General features: G+C 59.8%; 17 protein-coding genes, 1 pseudogene and 1 riboswitch. Of the genes and pseudogenes, 6 read left to right on the forward strand and 12 right to left on the reverse strand.

Annotated elements, in window-relative coordinates:
* The 4 genes from tsaB to AC4FIA_RS15595 form a co-directional block, all read right to left on the reverse strand.
* Positions 1–525, reverse strand: a 525-nt coding sequence (tsaB, locus tag AC4FIA_RS15580) for a tRNA (adenosine(37)-N6)-threonylcarbamoyltransferase complex dimerization subunit type 1 TsaB (RefSeq protein WP_490366614.1), incomplete at its 3' end; no start/stop codon positions are given.
* On the reverse strand, positions 515–1,078 hold the full coding sequence (locus AC4FIA_RS15585; protein WP_103911356.1) for a NifU family protein: 564 nt from the start codon (positions 1,076–1,078) through the stop codon (positions 515–517). The genes AC4FIA_RS15585 and tsaB, both read right to left, overlap by 11 nt.
* Positions 1,079–1,254: 176 nt before the next feature.
* Positions 1,255–1,710 carry a universal stress protein gene (locus AC4FIA_RS15590; RefSeq protein WP_103911355.1) on the reverse strand — a complete coding sequence of 152 codons (456 nt, stop codon included), beginning with the start codon at positions 1,708–1,710 and terminating at the stop codon, positions 1,255–1,257.
* A gap of 67 nt (positions 1,711–1,777) precedes the next feature.
* A complete protein-coding gene (locus tag AC4FIA_RS15595; protein ID WP_490366615.1) occupies positions 1,778–2,638 on the reverse strand; it encodes a branched-chain amino acid aminotransferase in 861 nt (286 codons plus the stop codon).
* A gap of 247 nt (positions 2,639–2,885) precedes the next feature.
* Between AC4FIA_RS15595 and AC4FIA_RS15600 the strand changes: the two are divergent.
* Positions 2,886–3,269 (forward strand): annotated as a pseudogene (locus AC4FIA_RS15600) (DUF2867 domain-containing protein); the annotation flags it as partial.
* Here the strand turns inward: AC4FIA_RS15600 and AC4FIA_RS15605 are convergent.
* Complete coding sequence (locus AC4FIA_RS15605; RefSeq protein ID WP_490366616.1) at positions 3,244–4,680, reverse strand: ABC1 kinase family protein; 1,437 nt, start codon at positions 4,678–4,680, stop codon at positions 3,244–3,246. The pseudogene AC4FIA_RS15600 and the gene AC4FIA_RS15605 overlap by 26 nt on opposite strands.
* A 163-nt stretch (positions 4,681–4,843) precedes the next feature.
* On the opposite strand from AC4FIA_RS15605, the gene AC4FIA_RS15610 reads away from it, so the two are divergent.
* Positions 4,844–5,242: a hypothetical protein gene (locus tag AC4FIA_RS15610; RefSeq protein ID WP_490366617.1), complete on the forward strand. Its 399-nt coding sequence runs from the start codon at positions 4,844–4,846 to the stop codon at positions 5,240–5,242.
* A gap of 67 nt (positions 5,243–5,309) precedes the next feature.
* Here AC4FIA_RS15610 and trpS read toward each other — a convergent pair whose 3' ends face one another.
* Positions 5,310–6,341: a tryptophan--tRNA ligase gene (gene trpS, locus AC4FIA_RS15615; protein WP_490366618.1), complete on the reverse strand. Its 1,032-nt coding sequence runs from the start codon at positions 6,339–6,341 to the stop codon at positions 5,310–5,312.
* 72 nt (positions 6,342–6,413) lie between these two features.
* On the opposite strand from trpS, the gene AC4FIA_RS15620 reads away from it, so the two are divergent.
* Positions 6,414–7,100: a rhomboid family intramembrane serine protease gene (locus AC4FIA_RS15620; RefSeq protein ID WP_490366619.1), complete on the forward strand. Its 687-nt coding sequence runs from the start codon at positions 6,414–6,416 to the stop codon at positions 7,098–7,100.
* 3 nt (positions 7,101–7,103) lie between these two features.
* On the opposite strand, the gene AC4FIA_RS15625 is transcribed toward AC4FIA_RS15620, so the two are convergent.
* The 6 genes from AC4FIA_RS15625 to nrdH all read right to left on the reverse strand — a co-directional run bounded on the left by AC4FIA_RS15625 (position 7,104) and on the right by nrdH (position 14,017).
* Positions 7,104–8,594: a phospholipase D family protein gene (locus tag AC4FIA_RS15625; RefSeq protein WP_490366620.1), complete on the reverse strand. Its 1,491-nt coding sequence runs from the start codon at positions 8,592–8,594 to the stop codon at positions 7,104–7,106.
* Positions 8,595–8,596: 2 nt separating this feature from the next.
* Positions 8,597–10,144, reverse strand: a complete 1,548-nt coding sequence (gene murJ / locus AC4FIA_RS15630) for a murein biosynthesis integral membrane protein MurJ (protein WP_490366621.1) — start codon at positions 10,142–10,144, stop codon at positions 8,597–8,599.
* 132 nt (positions 10,145–10,276) lie between these two features.
* Complete coding sequence (gene nrdF, locus AC4FIA_RS15635) at positions 10,277–11,248, reverse strand: class 1b ribonucleoside-diphosphate reductase subunit beta (RefSeq protein WP_488048452.1); 972 nt, start codon at positions 11,246–11,248, stop codon at positions 10,277–10,279.
* A gap of 9 nt (positions 11,249–11,257) precedes the next feature.
* On the reverse strand, positions 11,258–13,384 hold the full coding sequence (gene nrdE, locus AC4FIA_RS15640; RefSeq protein WP_490366622.1) for a class 1b ribonucleoside-diphosphate reductase subunit alpha: 2,127 nt from the start codon (positions 13,382–13,384) through the stop codon (positions 11,258–11,260).
* A complete protein-coding gene (gene nrdI, locus AC4FIA_RS15645; protein WP_488048450.1) occupies positions 13,366–13,782 on the reverse strand; it encodes a class Ib ribonucleoside-diphosphate reductase assembly flavoprotein NrdI in 417 nt (138 codons plus the stop codon). Before nrdI ends, nrdE begins: the two co-directional genes overlap by 19 nt.
* Before the next feature lie 13 nt (positions 13,783–13,795).
* The gene (gene nrdH, locus AC4FIA_RS15650; RefSeq protein WP_103911344.1) at positions 13,796–14,017 is read right to left on the reverse strand and encodes a glutaredoxin-like protein NrdH; all 222 of its coding nucleotides are present in this window, start codon (positions 14,015–14,017) and stop codon (positions 13,796–13,798) included.
* 109 nt (positions 14,018–14,126) lie between these two features.
* Positions 14,127–14,321, reverse strand: a riboswitch (cobalamin riboswitch).
* A 334-nt stretch (positions 14,322–14,655) separates the two neighbouring features.
* Between nrdH and AC4FIA_RS15655 the strand changes: the two genes are divergently transcribed.
* Genes AC4FIA_RS15655 through AC4FIA_RS15665 form a run of 3 tightly spaced genes read left to right on the forward strand, consistent with a single transcriptional unit; the run spans position 14,656 to position 19,033 of the window.
* Positions 14,656–16,692 carry an oxidoreductase gene (locus AC4FIA_RS15655; protein ID WP_490366623.1) on the forward strand — a complete coding sequence of 679 codons (2,037 nt, stop codon included), beginning with the start codon at positions 14,656–14,658 and terminating at the stop codon, positions 16,690–16,692.
* Between the two features lie 30 nt (positions 16,693–16,722).
* Positions 16,723–17,958 carry an aromatic ring-hydroxylating oxygenase subunit alpha gene (locus tag AC4FIA_RS15660; RefSeq protein ID WP_490366624.1) on the forward strand — a complete coding sequence of 412 codons (1,236 nt, stop codon included), beginning with the start codon at positions 16,723–16,725 and terminating at the stop codon, positions 17,956–17,958.
* Between the two features lie 4 nt (positions 17,959–17,962).
* Entirely contained in the window at positions 17,963–19,033 is a 1,071-nt protein-coding gene (locus AC4FIA_RS15665; protein WP_103911341.1) for an FAD-binding oxidoreductase, read from the forward strand.
* The last annotated feature ends 63 nt before the right edge of the window (positions 19,034–19,096 follow it).

The raw sequence follows: 19,096 nt of genomic DNA on the forward strand, positions 1-19,096 counted from the left end.
GATGTACATCGGCGCGGGCGAGGCACCCGGCATTGCCGTGGCGGCCACTTGGGCGATGGCAATGGCCAGTTCGCGCGGCGCAGGCGGCAGGGTCAGAGGCGCGGTTTCTTGGGCGTCTGCGATTGGCAGCAGTTGCGGTTCGGGGCCAAGGTGCATGACATACACATGATCGCGCGGGGCGGGGACGGCGGGCGTTGCCTTGGCGTCGATCTGTGTGATCGCCTCAAACGTCGACACACCAATCGCGGGAATGTCCAAGGCCAGAGCCAGACCACGTGCGGCGGATACAGAGATGCGGATACCGGTAAAGTTGCCGGGGCCGACGCCCACGCCAATGCGGTCCAGATCGGCCCATGTCACGTCTGCGCCAGACAGCATGTCTTCGATCAGCGGCATCAGGTTTTCGGCCTGTCCACGCCCCATATCTTCTGCGGTTGCGGCGAGGATTTCATCACCCCGTAACAAAGCGGCCGCGCAATGCGCGGCCGATGTATCAAAGCCGAGTGTGAGAGGCTTAGACGCCAACGGGGCGGACCTCGGTCACTTCGGGGATGTAGTGGCGCAGCAGGTTTTCGATGCCCATTTTCAGGGTCAGTGTCGAAGACGGGCAACCCGCGCAGGCACCTTGCATGTGCAGATACACCACGCCGCGTTCAAAGCCGTGGAAGGTGATGTCGCCACCGTCCTGTGCCACAGCAGGGCGCACGCGGGTGTCGAGCAGTTCCTTGATCTGGCCCACAACCTCGGCGTTTTCGCCGTCGTGGTCTGCGTGGCCGGATTGCGGCTGGGCATCGTCGGCCATCACAGGCTGACCGGACTGGAAGTGTTCCATGATCGCGCCAAGGACGGCGGGCTTCATGTGGTCCCAATCCACGTCATCTGCTTTTGTGATGGTCACGAAGTCATTGCCGAAGAAAACGCCACGGACGCCTGCAACTTCGAACAGGCGTGTGGCCAGCGGAGATGCGCCTGCGCCGTCGGCTGTCGGGAAATCAGCTGTGCCAACCTCTAGCACGGTCTGGCCCGGCAGGAACTTAAGCGTTGCGGGGTTCGGGGTCGATTCTGTCTGGATGAACATGATGCGCAGCCTTTCTGGGTTCGCCCTCTATATGCTTGTGCAGGGCGGGTCCGTCAAGGTTTGGAATCATTCTAAACTGTGATACGGGGTGCGGTCGTGCGACCGCACGCAGGTTTATCTCGGGTCCTGCCTGTGGCCGGACCCTCGGGTGGGTGCCCCGTGTCTGGCGGCGCGCGTCAGGTGATCGCTTCGAGTTGTTCTTTGGACAGATCGCCCGGAACGATGGTGATCGGGATGGGCAGGCTGCCGGAGTTGCGGGTCAGTTGGGTGACCAATGGGCCGGGGCCTTTTTTGTCGGTGCCTGCGCCAAGAACCAGCACGCCGATTTCGGCATCGTCCTTGATCTGGGCCAGAATTTCGCTGACCGGATCGCCTTCGCGGATGACCAGTTCGGGATCGACGCTTTGCTTATCGCGCATCCATTTGGCGAAGACCTCGAAGTGGGCCTCGATCCGTTCGCGGGCTTCTTCGCGCATGATGTCACCGACGCCGATCCAGTGGTTGAATTCATCCGGCGGGATGATCGACAGGATCGCAACACCACCGCCGGTGTGCGATGCGCGCATGGCGGCAAAGCGCATGGCGTTCAGGCATTCGCGGCTGTCGTCGAGCACGACAAGAAACTTGCGCATGTGGTTTAGCCCTCCTGTTCCTGTCGCATCATGGCGAAGGGGTTGGGGCCTGTCTACTACAATGAGATCAGGAACTTGCGGCCCAGTCCCAGTAGAGTTCGCGCACGCGTTTGGTCATGGGGCCGGTCTGGTAGGAGATGTCTTCGAAGCCTGTGACGGCGGTGACCTTGTTCATATTGCCGGACAGGAAGACCTCGTCGGCTTCTGCGAAGTCCTGAAAGCCGAGGACGCATTCCTGCACCTCGACCCCATCGGCGCGCAGGTTGGCGATGTGACGGGCACGGGTGATACCGGCGAGGAAAGTGCCGTTGGCGACCGGCGTCTGGACCACGCCGTCGCGCACCATAAAGACATTGGCTGTGGCGCTTTCGGCGACATTGCCAAGGGCGTCGGCCACTAGCGCATTGCCAAAGCCGCGGGCGCGGACGTCGGCCAGCATGCGGGCGTTGTTGGGATAGAGGCATCCGGCCTTGGCGTTGACCACCGCGTCTTCAAGCACAGGTCGGCGGAAGCGGGTGCGGCCCAGTGTGACCGAGGCCGTGTCGGGGGCCATGGGGATTTCTTCAAGACAGAGTGCGAAACCGGTGGCGTCGGGCGCTGGCATGATCGCCGAGGCATCGCCGTGGATCGCCCAATACATCGGACGGATATAGACCGCGGCACCCGGGGCGTAGGCGCGTAAGCCCTCTTTGACGATCTCGACCATGGTGTTGGTGTCCACGGTCGGGGTGATCATCAGCGCGCGGGCGGATTGGTTGACCCGTTCGCAGTGCAGATCGAGATCGGGCATCAACCCATTCACGAAGCGGGCGCCGTCAAACACCGAGCTGCCCAGCCATGACCCGTGATCGGCGGCGCGCATCACGGGCAGGTCGCCATCGTGCCAAGCGCCGTTGAAATAGGTGCGGATGTTTTTACCGGTTGCCATGGTGCGCCTCCCTTGTTCGGGGCGGAGGCTAGGGGCCTTGGATGGGAAGGTCCAGACGGGAAATGGGGTTGTTTTTGTGGAGTGCGGGCTTGCGCCCGCACGCAGGTTTATCTCGGGCCACGCCTGTTGGCGCGTCCCTCGGATCTGGCGCTTTTGGTGTGGGGTGTGGCGATTTGCGTCGGTTGTGCGTGTGGTGGGGCCGTGATTGTCTGATGGCGTTTAGAGGAATGATTTTTCGGGGATTATTATGGATATCTCTGCCGATCAGGGGCTTTTGGGGCCCAGAGATGCGCTTGATTATTATCACACAGCTTTTGTCGATTTGCCGGTGGCTGTGACGCCGCTGGAGGGGTGGAACATCATCACTGGTGCGCCCAATCCGTTTTTACAGTTGGCGTTTGATATCCGCGACGGGATTTCCGCGATGTTCGGCGTGCAAAGGATTGCGGGGTTTTCCGGTAAGCAGATGACGGACGTGCAGGTCGGCGACCACCTAGATTTCTTTCTGGTCGAGCATAGCGCGCCAGACATGTTGGTGCTGACCGCGCGAGACCAGCATCTGGATGTGATGACGACCCTGACGGTTGAGGGCACGCGCTATCGCATCACGTCGTCTGTGGTGACCCATAACTGGTTTGGTCGCGCTTACATGATCCCTGTGGGGATTGCGCATCGGGTGATTGTATGGGCGTCGCTGCGGCGGTTGCGGAAGGCGCTGACAGCGCAAGACCGGACGTGAGGATGGGGCGCAGGGGAAGTTTTGCGCCCAGCCGTGCGGCCAGCAGGTAAAGACCCGCCACTTTGCGGTGCAGGAACAGCGTGTCTGTGGGGGGCGCGACGGCAAAGTTGCGATCTTTTGCAAAATCCTGGGCAGCTTCGGTCATTTGACGGGCGAGCGGTGAGGTTGCGAAGTCGAAGGGCTGGTCGCTTCTCAGCGGTGCGGTGGCGGTTTCCATCAGGTCCAGAACGCGGGTGGTGTGGTGATCGGCGGTGTCGGGCGTCAGGTAATTCGCGTTCAGCGCGGCGGCATGTAGCTGAGCGCGGTCGCCGGACAGGGCGGTGGACAGCAGTTGGCGGTATTCGGCGATCCGTTGGTCAGGGAAGCGGCGAGTGGCGCCGAAATCCAGCAGGACAATGCGGTCGGTTTCCGGCTGGTAGCGAAAGTTCGCGAAATTGGGATCGGTCTGCATCGTGCCAAGGTCAAAGAGTTCGCGGCAGGTCAGTGTGATCAGGTCTTCGATGATACTGTCGCGGATGTTCTGCGGCGCGGTTGCCATCGCCTCAATCGGAACACTATCGATGAAATCCATGGCAAGGATGTCTTGGGTCGAAAGATCGGTTGCGGGACTTGGGACGACAAAGCGGGGATCATCTGACAGCGCATCGGCGTAGGCCCTCATGGCGCGGGCCTCTTGGCTGTAGTCGGCTTCTTCGTGCAGCTGTTGGCGGGCGTCTTCCAGAAGGGCATCAATATCGATCCCTTTGGGCAGCAATCCTGAAAGCTTCATCACTGAACCAAGGTTGCGAATATCGCTGTCGATGCTGTTGCGAATGCCGGGGTATTGCATCTTGATCGCCAGTTCGCGTCCGTCTTTGGTGGTGGCGCGGTGGACCTGCCCGATGGAGGCTGCGGCAATGGGGCGGACGTCAAATTTGCGGAATCTGCGCAGGAAATCGGGGCCCCAATTGCGGATCAGGACCGTTTTCAGCTGCGCCGGTGGCATGTGGTGGGCCTGTGCCCTGAGGCGGGCGAAGATGTCGGACAGTTCGGGCGGCAGCACGTCGCCGGTATCCATCGACAGCAACTGACCCAGCTTCATGGCCGCGCCGCGCATTTTGGACAGTTCATCTGTGATGCGTCGGGCATTTGCGGGCGTCAGGACCAGATCGGAAAGCCGCGGTTTGCGGCCTGCCAACAGGCTTTGCGCCCCGCCTGCGACGACCGATCCCAAAAGCGTGCCGCCCAATCCGCCCATGCGGGCTGCGCGCGCGAGGCGGGTTGACGGAACGGCGGATGTGTCAGGGTGCGTGTTGTCGGCCATAGGGCAGAGTTAGAGTGTCGTGAAAGGTCTTCCAGTCAGAGGAGTACATGATGCAAAAATGCGGTCAGTGTAATGCTGCCGGTTTACACCGGTAGACACATTCCATATTTGACGGACACACCTTTGACGGGTATCTTTCCCGTGTTTTTAGGAGCTTAGATACATGAAACTTAAAATTCTGGCCGCAATTGCTGCGGCAACTGCGATTGCACAGCCGGTAGCGGCTGATCCGGCGTTCAGCCTTGGCGTCACATTTAATTTTGGTGGACAGAATGCAAGCGGCATCGGCATCACGGCAGGTGTCTGGTCGGACAACACTGAGGAAGAGTTCACAGGCGGTCTGACGGGTACGTTCTATCCGACGAGCAATCAGTTCGGCGCAGGTGTGGCCGTTGGCTATAACTTTGAAAACGGCGTGGGCATGCTGGGCTATGACTTCTTGCAGCGCAACGCGCAGTTCGGTGTCGGCTTTGCCAATATCGAAGGCAAGGATGATGACGACCCCGCACCGCAGCCAGAGCCTGAAGGCGAACCTGAAATCGTGGTCCAGGATCCGACCTAAGCAGGTTCATCAAGATACAAAAAAGGCCCGGATCTTCCGGGCCTTTTTTCGTTTCAGGGAATGGTGATCAGCGCACCATGCCGACGATTTCATACGTCTTGGCCAGAATAGGCGACGCGATTTCGCGGGCGCGTTCCGAACCACGACGCAGGATTGCATCGATTTCGTCCTGATGTTCCATCAGACGCGCCATCTCGGATGAGATCGGCGTCATCTTGGTGACGGCCAGTTCCGACAGCATCGGTTTGAATTCCGAAAACTGCTTGCCACCGACATCGGCCAGAACTTGTTCGACGGTTTGGTCGGACAGGGCGGCGTAGATGTTCACAAGGTTGCGCGCCTCGGGGCGGCCTTCGAGACCGTCCACTTCCGAAGGCAGAGCCTCGGGGTCGGTTTTCGCCTTGCGGATTTTGGTGGCGATGGCGTCGGCGTCATCGGTCAGGTTGATGCGCGACATGTCCGATGGATCGGACTTCGACATCTTCTTGGATCCGTCCCGCAGCGACATCACACGCGTGGCCGCGCCTTCGATCACCGGTTCGGTCACAGGGAAGAATTCAACACCGAAGTCATTGTTGAACTTGATCGCGATGTCGCGTGTCAGTTCAAGGTGCTGTTTTTGATCTTCGCCCACGGGCACATGCGTCGCGTGATACAGCAGAATGTCTGCCGCCATCAGCGCCGGATAGGCAAACAGGCCCAAAGACGCGTTTTCCTGGTTCTTACCGGCCTTGTCCTTCCACTGGGTCATGCGCTTCATCCAGCCCATGCGTGCGACACAGTTGAAGATCCACGCAAGCTGCGCGTGTTCGGGCACTTGGCTTTGGTTGAACAGGATCGATTTTTCCGGATCGATGCCCGAGGCAATAAAGCCTGCGCACAATTCGCGTGTGGCATGGGCCAGCTTGGCCGGATCCTGCCAGACGGTGATCGCGTGCAGATCGACCATGCAATAGATCGATTCAATCCCCTTGTTCTGGGTGTCTGCAAAGCGCTTGAGCGCGCCAAGATAATTGCCGAGCGTCAGGCCACCCGAGGGTTGGATGCCTGAGAAAACACGCGGCGTGAAAGCGGGAGAGGTTTGGACCCCCTCGGTCATGGGCGTTCTCCATCTGGTGTTATTGTGTCCGAGGGCTTACCCATGGGGCGAAACCCCGTCAAGCGAGCGACCATGACACACGACCATAACGCAGCCCCCGTAAACCCGATCCCGCCGGTTGTAGTGGCGCTGTTTCTGATCATCGCGGGCGTCGAGATCGCCTTCTATCTGGGATCAAAAGGGCTGGTCGGTGGGCCGTCGGCGGTGGGCTGGCGCATTGCGGCGGTCGAGAAATACGGGTTTTTCGGTGACGTGGTGAAATGGATGTGGGGCACGGGCCGCTATCCTGCGGAACATGTCATGCGGTTTTTCACCTATCCCTTTATCCACGGGGCCTTCACATCAACGCTGTTTGCCTGCGTGATGCTTCTGGCGCTGGGCAAGATGGTGGCCGAGGTCATGGGGCCGGTGCGCATGGTTGCGATCTTTTTCGCCTGCGCGGTGGCGGGTGGTTTGGCATATGCTGCGCTGCCAGTGGGGCAACCGCCCCTGATCGGCGCGTTTCCGGCTGTCTACGGGTTGATCGGGGCGTTTACCTATTTGCTGTGGCTGCGGCTGGGGGCCTTGGGTGAATCGCAAATCCGTGCGTTTTCGCTGATCGGCGTGCTGCTGGCATTGCAGCTGATCTTCGGGCTGTTCGTGACCGTTGGATATTATTGGGTGGCCGAGGTCGTGGGCTTTGTCACCGGTTTCGCGCTGTCTGTTCTGCTGGTGCCCGGTGGCTTCCAGCACCTTCTGAACCGCATCCGCGAACGGTAATCCCTAGAACATATCGTTGGGCAGGATCGGCATAAGCCGCGAAAACTTGCGCGCGCGGGTTAGCGGGTAGGGCAGGACAAAGCCTGCGCGCTCTTCCGGCGAAAGCGCTGCGTTCTTTTGTGCGGCTTCGTTCCAGACGTTCGCGCGGGTTACGTCCGGCAAATCGCCGTCGATCCCCAGCCATTTACGTGCCAGACGTGACTGAATGGTCTGGATCAGATCGGGATCGGTGAAAGCAACCGAGGCTTCGGTATCCCAGCGCAGGGACCGTCCGTTCAGGTTGGCCGACCCGACAATGCCCAGACGGCCATCAATCAGCGTGACCTTGGAATGCACGTAAACAGGGCCTGCGGCCTCAAGCTCGCCATTCATGTCCTCAGGGGCGCGTTCCGGTTGGGCCGGTGAAATCAGCGCCAGACGGTCGCCGAAGGCATCGCGCAACCGGTGCAGCAGGCGCGATTGCAACGCGTGGGCATGGCGTGCGTCCCAGCCAGTGTGCCCGTCAAACAGAATGCGCTCGGGCTCGGGCGGCATGACGATGATCAGCTGCAACACGGACGATGCGCTACCTGCGGCCAGAATGGCGTCTGCCACGGGTTTGTGCCGCAGGAACTGGGTTTCGATGTAGATGTGATCCTTGGCCGTCTTCAGCTCCTTAATCAGCACATCTTCGTTTTCGGTGATGTGGTGGCGCGGCCCAAAGGCAAAGGCCCCGTCGCGCGGCAATGACACGGTGCGCAAAAGGCGCAGGTCCTCGGTCGTCTGGGGGCGATTGGTCAGCTTGATCGGATAGGCTTTGCTTCCGACGGATCGTGCCTGCCCGTGGTCCAGCGCGGCGTTCCACGTGTCGATCAGATGGCTGCGCAGGGCATCCGCAAAGCGCCCGTCGATCTGAAGCGACACATCATGCCACGTCTGTTCCGCATCGCCCTGATGGTTGTTGTCGTCATAGCGACGAGGGTTCACGTCGATCCCGCCGATGATGCAGTGTTCGCCACCCGCGACCGCGCATTTCTGGTGCAGTGTCGCAGGGCGCAGCATCGGACCGGATCGCAGAACCTCGCGCTGAACAGGGGTCAGGCGGTTGCTGTCAGCGTCCCGCAGAATACGCATACGGCGGCGGATCATCGGCCAGAGAAGGGTCGTCCACGCTTTGCCGACTTTCTGGTGATGGGGCGCGCATAGGATTTGCGCGTCGCCTTCGATCCCGTCGGCAAAGCCGGTTGCGTGTAGCCAAGCCGAGCGGTGCAGTTGCGGGGTAAAGACCGGATCAAAATCGCTCAGGATAATGCGGATTGCCACGCCTTTGCGGGCCACCCAGTGGATCAGATCGGCCCATGTGTTCAGTCCGCGTTCCAGCAGATCGGGCGACATGATGGGTGTCTTGTGATCGAAGATGCGGAACGACAGGATCAGTTCCTGTTCGGCATTGGCCACCAGTTGTTCAAGCGCGGGGTATGCTTCTGATGCTGTGATCAGCGGGGTGATCGCCATGCCTAGCCTTTCTTCCGTTTGAAGGCCGAGGCAAATTCAGACAACCGGAACGCCCCCACCGCTTGGCCGATCAGGCCGTAGCTGACGATACCAGCCATGATCAGAATGACCAGAGCGGGATAGCGCCAGCCAGCAGCATTGAGCAGCGGCGTCAGCGCCCAAAGTGCGGCCCAAAGCAGCCCGCCCATGGCGAGCGAGGCAATGCAGATGCGGATCACGCGCTTACGGAAACGTTCGTCGAAACGCGCGACCTCGCCCATGCGGCGCCCGCCGATCATCAGCAGGAACACCATGGCCCAGCCTGCGGTCGTTGTGGCAATGGCCGGTGCGATCCAGCCCAGATAGGGGGCAAGGCCGATCGCTAGGGCGGCGTTCACCACCATTGCCACCAGCGCATAGCGGAAGGGCGTCTTGGTGTCTTCGCGGGCAAAGAACAGCGGTTGCAGCACCTTTTGCAGCACGAAGGCTGGCAGGCCCAAGCCGTAGATCGCGACCGCCAGCGCGATGGCGGCCGAGTCATTGGCGCTGGTTGCGCCGCGTTCGAACAGGACCGACACGATGGGCAGCGGGATCACGATCAGCGCGACAGAGGCAGGGATCGTCAGGGCAAGCGCGATTTCACCGGCGCGGGAAAACGCCGCGCGCCCGCCTGCGGTGTCATCGGCTTTCAGGCGGCGGGACAGGTCAGGCAGCAGAACGATGCCCACCGCAATGCCCACCACGCCCAAGGGAAGTTGATACAGACGGTCGGCGGCATAAAGCCAGCCCACGGCCTTATCGAATTGCGAGGCAACCTGCTGGCCGACCAGCAGGTTGATCTGCATAACGCCACCAGCCAGCGCGGCGGGGATCGCCACGCGCACCAAGTTGCGCATGTCATCGGTCCAGCGCGGGCGACCAGGGCGAAGCTTTACGCCCGCACGCTCTGCCGCGACCCAGACCAGCACCAGTTGCGCAATGCCTGCCAGCGGCACGGTCCAGACCAGTAGCGTGATCGCCTCGGCCCCGAACAGTTGCGCGCCAACCAACGCCGTGATGACAAAGAAGTTCAGCAAGACAGGCGCTGCTGCGGCTGCCGCGAAATGGCCTGTGGCGTTCAGTGCGCCGGAAAACAGCGCAGCGAGCGAGATAAACAGAATGTAGGGGAACATGATCCGGCCATAGCCGACCGTCAGATCAAACCGCGCGTCGCCTTCGAACCCGCTGGCCGTGGCATAGACCAGCGCGGGCATGAAGATCATCGCCAAGGCCGACAGGATCAGCAGGACAAAGCCCAAACCGTTCATCGCATCGCGGGCGAATTTCAGGGGGTCTTCGCCGCCCTCGTATTTGCGCGAAAACATCGGGACAAAGGCCGCGTTGAACGCGCCCTCGGCAAACAGGCGGCGGAACATGTTGGGCAGGCGGAAGGCCGCGACAAAGGCATCCAGCACGGGGCCGGGGCCGATCAGCGCCAGCAGAAAGATTTCCCGCACCACGCCCAGCACACGGCTGGCCAATGTCCAAAAGCCTACGGTCATGACGCCGGAAATCAGGCGAATGGGTTTCATAAACTGCGGTCCTGCCCCAAGAATTCTGACCACAGATACCCCATTGCGCAGGCACTAAAAAGGCCCGTCGCATTGCTGCAACGGGCCGTTTGTCATTTGGGTCGCGGTTATGCGCCGATGATCAGAGACTGATCAGAAATCCCAATCTTCGTCTTCGGTGGCGACGGCCTTGCCGATCACATAGGACGACCCCGAGCCCGAGAAGAAGTCGTGGTTTTCGCTGTCCGGCGACAGGGCGGCCAGAATGGCGGGGTTCACTTCGCACAGTGCGGGCGGGAACAGGGCCTCGTACCCGAGGTTCTGCAACGCCTTGTTCGCGTTGTAGTGCAGGAAGGCTTTGACGTCTTCGGTCAGGCCGATGTCGTCATAAAGCTCGGCTGTGTATTTGCACTCGATCTCGTAGAGTTCGAACATCAGGCCAAAGGCAAAGTCCTTCAGTTCGTCCTTGCGTTCGTCCGACAGTTTTTCCAACGCGCGCTGGAATTTGTAGCCGATGTAATAGCCGTGCACCGCTTCGTCGCGGATGATCAGGCGGATCAGGTCGGCGGTGTTGGTCAGCTTGGCGCGGCTGGACCAGTACATCGGTAGATAGAAGCCCGAATAGAACAGGAAGCTTTCCAGGAAGACCGAAGCAATCTTGCGCTTCATCGGGTCTGCGACGGCATCGTATTTATCAAGGATCAGAGCCGCTTTGGCGCTGAGGTGTTCGTTTTCCTCGGACCAGCGGAAGGCCGCGTCCACTTCGCGTGTCGAACACAGGGTCGAGAAGATCGACGAATAGGACCGTGCGTGCACCGCTTCCATGAAGGCGATGTTGGTCAGAACGGCCTCTTCATGGGGCGTCTGCGCATCGGGCATCAGGGCAGGGGCGCCCACGGTGTTCTGGATCGTGTCGAGCAGCGTCAGACCGGTGAAGACACGGATCGTCAGTTGCTGTTCTTTTTCGGTCAGGGTGGCCCAGCTTTGGACATCGTTGGACAGCGGCACCTTTTCCGGCAGCCAGAAGTTCACGGTCAGACGGTTCCAGACCTCAAGGTCTTTGTCGTCTTCCAACCGGTTCCAGTTGATGGCGCGGGGGATGGTCGGGGATGCAAGATCTTTCATAGCCGGTCCTCAGAGCGAGCAGGAAACACAGCCCTGCACTTCGGTCCCTTCAAGGGCTTCCTGGCGCAGGCGGATGTAGTAGATGGTTTTGATGCCCTTCTTCCACGCATAGATTTGCGCGCGGTTGATGTCGCGGGTCGTGGCCTCGGCGGGGAAGAACAGCGTCAGGGACAGGCCCTGATCGACGTGTTCGGTCGCAGCGGCATAGGTGTCGATGATCGCCTCGGGGCCGATTTCATAAGCATCGCGGTAGTATTCGAGGTTCTCGTTGTTCATGTAGGCCGCCGGATAGTAGACGCGGCCGATTTTGCCCTCTTTGCGGATTTCGATCTTGGACACGATGGGGTGGATCGAAGAGGTCGAGTTGTTGATGTAGCTGATCGAGCCTGTGGGCGGCACCGCCTGAAGGTTGCGGTTATACAGCCCGTGTTCGGCCACGTCCTTGGCCAGCTTGGCCCAGTCATCGCGCGTGGGCAGCTCGATGCCTGCGAATAGCTCGGTCACTTTGTCCGAGGTCGGCAGCCAGTCGCGGGTTGTGTATTTCTCGAAATAGGTGCCGTCGGCGTATTTCGACTTCTCGAACCCTTTGAAACTTTCGCCCCGTTCACGCGCCAGAATGTTGGATGCACGGATCGCGTGGTAGGTGATCGCGGCAAAGTAAACAGACGTGAACTCAATGCCTTCCGCGCTGCCATAGTGAACGTTTTCACGCGCCAGATAACCGTGCAGGTTCATCTGGCCCAGACCGATCGCGTGGCTTTCATCGTTGCCGCGGCGGATAGACGGGACCGAGTCGATCGCCGACATTTCCGACACAGCGGACAGGGCGCGCACAGCGGTTTCCACGGTCGCGCCAAAGTCAGGCCCGTCCATGGTTTTCGCGATGTTCAGCGACCCGAGGTTACAGGAAATGTCTGTGCCCAGATGGCTGTAGCTGAGGTCATCGTTGAACTCGGATGCCTCGTTCACCTGCAGGATTTCCGAACACAGGTTCGACATGGTGATGCGGCCCTCAACGGGGTTGGCGCGGTTCACCGTGTCTTCGAACATGATGTAGGGATAGCCGGACTCGAACTGGATTTCCGCAATCGTCTGGAAGAATTCGCGGGCGTTGATCTTTTTCTTGCGGATGCGGCCATCATCGACCATCTCGGCGTATTTCTCGGTGACCGAGATTTCCGAGAACGGCACACCATAGACTTTTTCCACGTCATGCGGCGAAAAGAGGTACATGTCCTCGTTTTTCTTCGCCAGTTCGAACGTCACATCGGGAATGACCACGCCCAAGGACAGCGTCTTGATGCGGATCTTTTCGTCGGCGTTTTCGCGCTTTGTATCAAGGAAGCGCAGAATGTCGGGGTGGTGGGCGTTCAGGTAAACTGCACCGGCACCCTGACGCGCGCCCAACTGGTTGGCATAGGAAAAGCTGTCTTCCAGAAGCTTCATGATCGGGATCACGCCGGACGACTGGTTTTCGATGCCTTTGATCGGCGCACCCGCTTCGCGCAGGTTGGTCAGCATCAACGCCACACCGCCGCCGCGCTTGGACAGCTGAAGGGCCGAGTTGATGGAACGGCCAACGGATTCCATGTTGTCTTCCAGACGCAGCAGGAAGCACGAGATCAGCTCGCCACGGCTTTTCTTACCGGCGTTCAGGAATGTTGGTGTCGCAGGCTGGAAGCGGCCCGAGAGGATTTCTTCCATCAGGCGTGTGGCCAGTTTTTCGTCGCCGCGTGCCAGCGCCAGCGCGACCATGCAAACGCGGTCTTCGTAGCGTTCCAGATAGCGGCTGCCGTCACGCGTTTTCAGCGTGTAGGCGGTGTAATATTTGAATGCGCCCAAAAATGTCGGGAAGCGGAACTTTTTCGCGAAAGCCGCGTTCCATAATTGGTGGACGAAGGTGCGATCATATTGATCAAGAACCTCTGCCTCGTAATAGCCTTCGTCCACCAGGTACCCCAGCTTCTCTTCCAGCGAATGGAAAAAGACGGTGTTCTGATTGACGTGAGTCAGGAAATACTGACGCGCGGCCATACGGTCGGCATCAAAACGGATTTTGCCGTCCTCGTCGTAAAGGTTCAGCATCGCGTTCAGCGCGTGGTAATCCTGTGTGCCGTTCAGGCCGTGATCAAGCATTCCGTTCTCCAGAATTTGTCCAGCCCGGCTTTCACGCGGGCGATGTCGGTATCAGTGCCAGCCAGTTCGAACCGGTAGAGCACGGGAACATTGCATTTGCGGGAAATCACTTCCCCCGCCAGCGCGTAGGTCGCGCCGAAATTCCGGTTGCCGCCTGCGATAACGCCGCGCAATCCGGCGCGACGTTCAGGGGCGTTCAGGAACCGGATCACCTGTTTTGGGACCGCCCCGCGCCCTTCGCCATCTGCGAATGTGGGGGTGACCAAAACAAAAGGTGTGGTGGGCGCTGGCATCGCACCGTCGGGATCGCGCGGGATGCGGAAGGCGGGCAGTTCCAGCCGTTCCACAAAACGTGCGGTATTTCCCGAGCGGGATGAAAAATAAACCAGCGCCGACATCGGTCCTGACGGATCAGGCCAAAGAGCCGATCAGGTCGGGACGGAAGCCGGACCAATGCGCGTCGCCGGCAATCACAACGGGGGCCTGACGGTAGCCAAGATCGGTCACACGCTCCATCGCGTCGTCGTCTTCTGTCAGATCGACCACGTCGAATTCGATGCCTTTAGCTTCAAGTGCGCGGGTGGTTGCTGTGCACTGAACGCATGCCGGTTTGGAGTAAACTGTGATTGTCATTGTGGGCCCCTCTGCCTGTCGGTTTTTTGATCGCAGGACACGGGTGCCGGGCAGAAAAACCGCCTATAGCTCACAAGGAACCAGCGCCCCGAACCCTCCGTTCGTGGTCGTAATCTGTTGTGTTCCAGCCGGTCTCCTGACTTGTGGCTCGGTCGTTTTTTGCCCGCCTTCCCAGCGCCTTAGCGCCAGTGGATTATGGGCATAAAACTCACCACTCACAGTTGCGGGGGCAGTGCCGGATTTTCACCGGTCTTCCCTTTTCACGACGGCGTGTGCTGCCGCTGCTAGAACACCGCTGATAGTATCCCTAGGGGCGGTCGCGTCAATATCTTGTATCTTCCGACAGGTGAAATTTTTTCGATTTTTTCGACAATCAGGGTCTGGAACTCTCGTGCTCAAGTCGGATAAGGCGCGAATCTTTTGGGCTTTAATGCAAGAAACTTCGGTAACTTTTGCTGTTCGAATTCTGCGCAAAAAACCGGCATCTGAAAGGTGCGATAAATGAGCGTTGCAAATAAGCGTCGCAATTGAACCCGACCGTGTCGCGGATAAGCGCGTCGCTTGACACGGGTCTGGCAGTTTTGGGGAGGCCACCCTGTTTAGGGGCGCCAGTCCTCCGTCCAGCAAAGCATAGCGCCATGTCGAATGATTCCCTTTTGCAGCCTTATCAGCTCAAGCATCTGACGCTGAAGAATCGAATCATGACCACAAGCCACGAACCGGCCTATCCGGTCGATGGTCTGCCAAAGGAACGCTATCGCGCCTACCATCAGGAACGCGCTAAGGCCGGTGTCGCGCTGACGATGACAGCAGGATCCGCGATTGTGTCGCGCGACAGCCCGCCGTCGTTCAACAATATCCTTGCCTATAAGGACGAGGTCGTGCCGTGGATGGCCGAACTGGCCGATGCCTGCCACGAACACGGCTGCGCGGTGATGATCCAACTGACGCATCTGGGCCGCCGGACCGGATGGAACAAGGGCGATTGGTTGCCGTCAGTGTCCACAGGGCATGAATGGGAACCGGCGCATCGGGCGTTTCCCAAGAAGCTGGAAGATTGGGACATCGCGCGCATCATCACCGATTATGCCGATGCGGCGGAACGGATGCAGGCGGCAGGGCTCGACGGGGTCGAGATCGAATCCTACGGCCACTTGATGGATGCCTTCTGGTCGCCACGGTTGAACGAATTGGATGCGCCTTATGGCGGATCTTTGGACAACCGGATGCGCTTTACCTACGACGTTCTGAACGCGATCCGCGAACGGGTGGGGCCGGAGTTTATCGTGGGTCTGCGCTTTACGGCGGACGAGACCATCGAAGGCGGCATCACACCTGACGAGGGGCTTGAGATCGCGCGGCGTCTGAAGGACACCGGTCAGGTCGATTTCCTGAACGTCATTCGCGGCCGTATCGATACCGACGCGGCGCTGACCAATGTGATCCCTGTGCAGGGTATGAAGAACGCCCCGCATCTGGATTTTGCCGGACGCATCCGGTCCGAGATCGGATTGCCGACCTTCCATGCCTCTAAGATCCCTGATGTAGCGACAGCGCGCCATGCGGTGTCGGCTGGCCTGTTGGATATGGTCGGCATGACCCGCGCGCACATGGCCGATCCGCATATCGTGCGGAAGATTGTCGAGGGGCGTGAGGATGATATCCGTCCTTGCGTCGGCGCGACCTACTGTCTGGACCGCATCTATCAGGGCGGCGAGGCGCTGTGCATCCATAACGCGGCCACGGGTCGCGAACTGACGATGCCGCACGACATTCCCCGCGCAGAGACCGCGCGCAAAGTGGTGATCATTGGCGCCGGCCCCGGCGGGCTAGAGGCCGCGCGCGTTGCCGCAGAACGCGGGCATGATGTGACCGTGTTCGAGGCCGCGGGCGACGCGGGCGGACAAATCCGCCTGACCGCGCAAAGCCCCCGCCGACGCGAGATGATTTCGATCATCGACTGGCGCATGGCGCAATGTGCCGCGCGGGATGTGGAATTTCGGTTCAACACTTGGGCCGAGGCCGAAGATGTGACCGCCCTGAACCCCGATCTGGTGATCGTGGCCACGGGCGGCATGCCCAACACCGATGTTCTGAAAGGGGGCAACGATCTGGTTGTGTCCACATGGGACATCCTGTCGGGCGATGTGAAGCCGGAGTCCAAGGTGCTGGTCTACGACGACGCGGGCGACCACGCAGGTCTGCAAGCCGCCGAAGTGATCGCGCAATCGGGTGCCGAGGTCGAGATCATGACACCGGACCGCAGCTTTGCGCCCGAGGTCATGGGCATGAACCTGACGCCCTATATGCGCAGCCTGCAAAAGCTGAAGACAACCTTCACCGTCACCTATCGCCTGACATCCGTGCGCCGTGACGGCAACCGTTTGATGGCGGTGATCGACAGCGATTATGGCGATCTGGGGTTGGAGCGTGATTTCGACCAGATCGTTGTGAACCATGGCACGCTGCCCTTGGATGATCTCTATTTCGATCTGAAACCGCTGTCGTCGAACCTTGGCGCGGTGGATCATGAAGCGCTGATCAACGGCCGTCCGCAGGCCATCGCCACAAACCCCGATGGCCAGTTCCAATTGTTCCGGATCGGCGATGCCGTATCCGCCCGCAACACCCATGCTGCAATTAATGATGCCCTGCGACTGGTCAAAGACCTGTGACCGGATCGCGTGAAGTTAAGGACTCCTCCCATGCTTAAAGATTCTGACATGCTGTCCCACCTGATGCGGCGAAAGCCGAACCACTCGCTGCCGCGCGATGTCTATGTGGACCCTGCGATGCACGATGTGGATATGCATCACATCTGGTACAGCGACTGGATTTTCGCGACACCCGCCTGTGCGCTGCCCAAGGCGGGCAACCATATCGCGCTGCAAATCGGCGATTACGGTGTGATCATCGTACGCGGCAACGACGGCGTGATCCGCGCGTTCCACAATGCCTGCCGCCACCGTGGGTCGCGCCTGTGCAAACCCGGTATGGGCTCGTCGCCAAAACTGGTCTGCCCTTATCACCAGTGGACCTACGATCTGGACGGCAAGCTTCTTTGGGCGCGCGAGATGGGCGATGATTTCGATCCGTCGCAACACGGCCTGAAAACCGTTCATTGCCGCGATGCAGGGGGCATGATCTTTATCTGTCTGGCCGATGAAGCGCCTGCGTTCGATAAGGTCGAGGAAAACACCAAGCGTTACTTCGCGCCGCACGGGCTTGATAACTGCAAGGTGGCGCACACCAGCAGCATCGTCGAACAGGCGAACTGGAAGCTGGTGATGGAAAACAATCGCGAATGCTATCACTGCTCGGGCTCGCACCCTGCGCTGTGTGTGACGTTCGATGACAACCCGAACATCGCGGGTAACGGTGACGGCATCGCCGATCCGGTGATCGAAAAGCACCTGTCGCGCTGCGAAGACGCTGGCCTGCCGTCGCGCTTTGTTATTGCGCCCGATAGCCAGTGGCGTCTGGTGCGCGTGCCGCTGTTGGGCAAATCTGTCAGCTACACGATGGATGGTGGCCCGTCCTGCGAAAAGACGCTGGGCACTGTGCCGTTCCGCGATGCGGGCTCGCTTTTGTTCTTCCACTACCCGAACACATGGAACCACTTCCTGTCCGACGTGGTCATGATGTTCCGGATGCTGCCCATCAGCACAACCGAAACCGAGGTCACAACCTTCTGGATCGTCAGAAAAGACGCCGAAGAGGGCGTGGATTACGAAATGGAGCGCCTGACCGATGTCTGGACCCACACCAACGATGAAGACCGTGCCATCGTTGAGGAAAACCAGAAAGGCATCAATTCGCCCGCCTACGAACCCGGACCGTATTCCACTGTTCAGGAAAGCGGCGTGATCCAGTTTGTCGACTGGTACGCAGACACCATGACCCGTCGCCTGACGGGCCGGAAACTCTTTGCAGCGGAATGATTTGATGGCCGGAGCACAAAAGAAAAACGGACCTTGGACAGACGCCGAGGAACTGGAATGCGCCATGGTCATTCCGGAAACGCGGAACGTCGCAACATTCGCGTTCCGCGCGCCGTCGGGGGCGTGGTTCGATTATAAGCCTGGGCAGTTCATCACGCTTGAGCTACCAGTGCCGGGCGGGCCGCTGTCGCGGACCTATACGCTGTCGTCCAGCCCGTCGCGGCCATTGAACATCAGCGTCACGGTTAAGGCCCAGCCCGACAGCATCGGCACGCGCTGGATGCTGGACAACCTGCGTCCGGGCATGAAGATCAAGGCCTATGGCCCGTCGGGTGTCTTTACTCTGCCGGAAAACCCCAAGGGCAAATACCTTTTCATCGGGGCGGGGTCGGGCATTACACCGATGATGTCCATGGCGACTTACCTGTACGACTTGGGCGACGAACCCGATGCACGGGTCATCGCCTGTGCGCAAAAGCCGTCCGACCTGATTTTCCGTGAACGTCTGCAACATATGGCCAGCCGAGTGGATGGTCTGCGCTTGTCGTTTCTTGTCGAAGAAGAAGACCCGCGGTCTGTCTGGACGGGTTATCAGGGCCGTTTCAACCAGCTGATGATTGGTCTGATTGCGCCGGACTATCTGGAACGCGATGTCTATTGCTGCGGACCGGAGCCATTCATGCAGGTCGTGCGCGACAGTCTGAACGCGCTGGGCTTTGACATGAACCGCTACCATCAGGAAAGCTTTCAGGCCCCTGCCGCAGCATTGGCCCCCGAGGCGGACATCGACGACGTCGTCCCGCAGGAATCCGTCATGGCAGAGGTGTCCTTTGCCCGTTCGGGCGTCACCACGACCTTGCCGGAAAACGACACAATTCTGTCTGCTGCGCGGACGGAAGGGGTACGCATCCCTTATGGCTGTACATTCGGGGTCTGCGGCACGTGCAAGGTCAAGAAACTGTCCGGTGATGTGCACATGGTGCACAGCGGCGGGATTTCGGACGAGGATATCGAAAGCGGTTATATTCTCGCATGTTGTTCGAACCCGATCGGGAAAGTCGAAGTCGACGCCTGATATATTTCGCTTTCAGGAATGCGAGACCCGCGCAGGTAGTGCGGGTTTCGCCAAGTGCCAGCC

It is taken from the genome of Thalassococcus sp. (genome assembly GCF_982780845.1).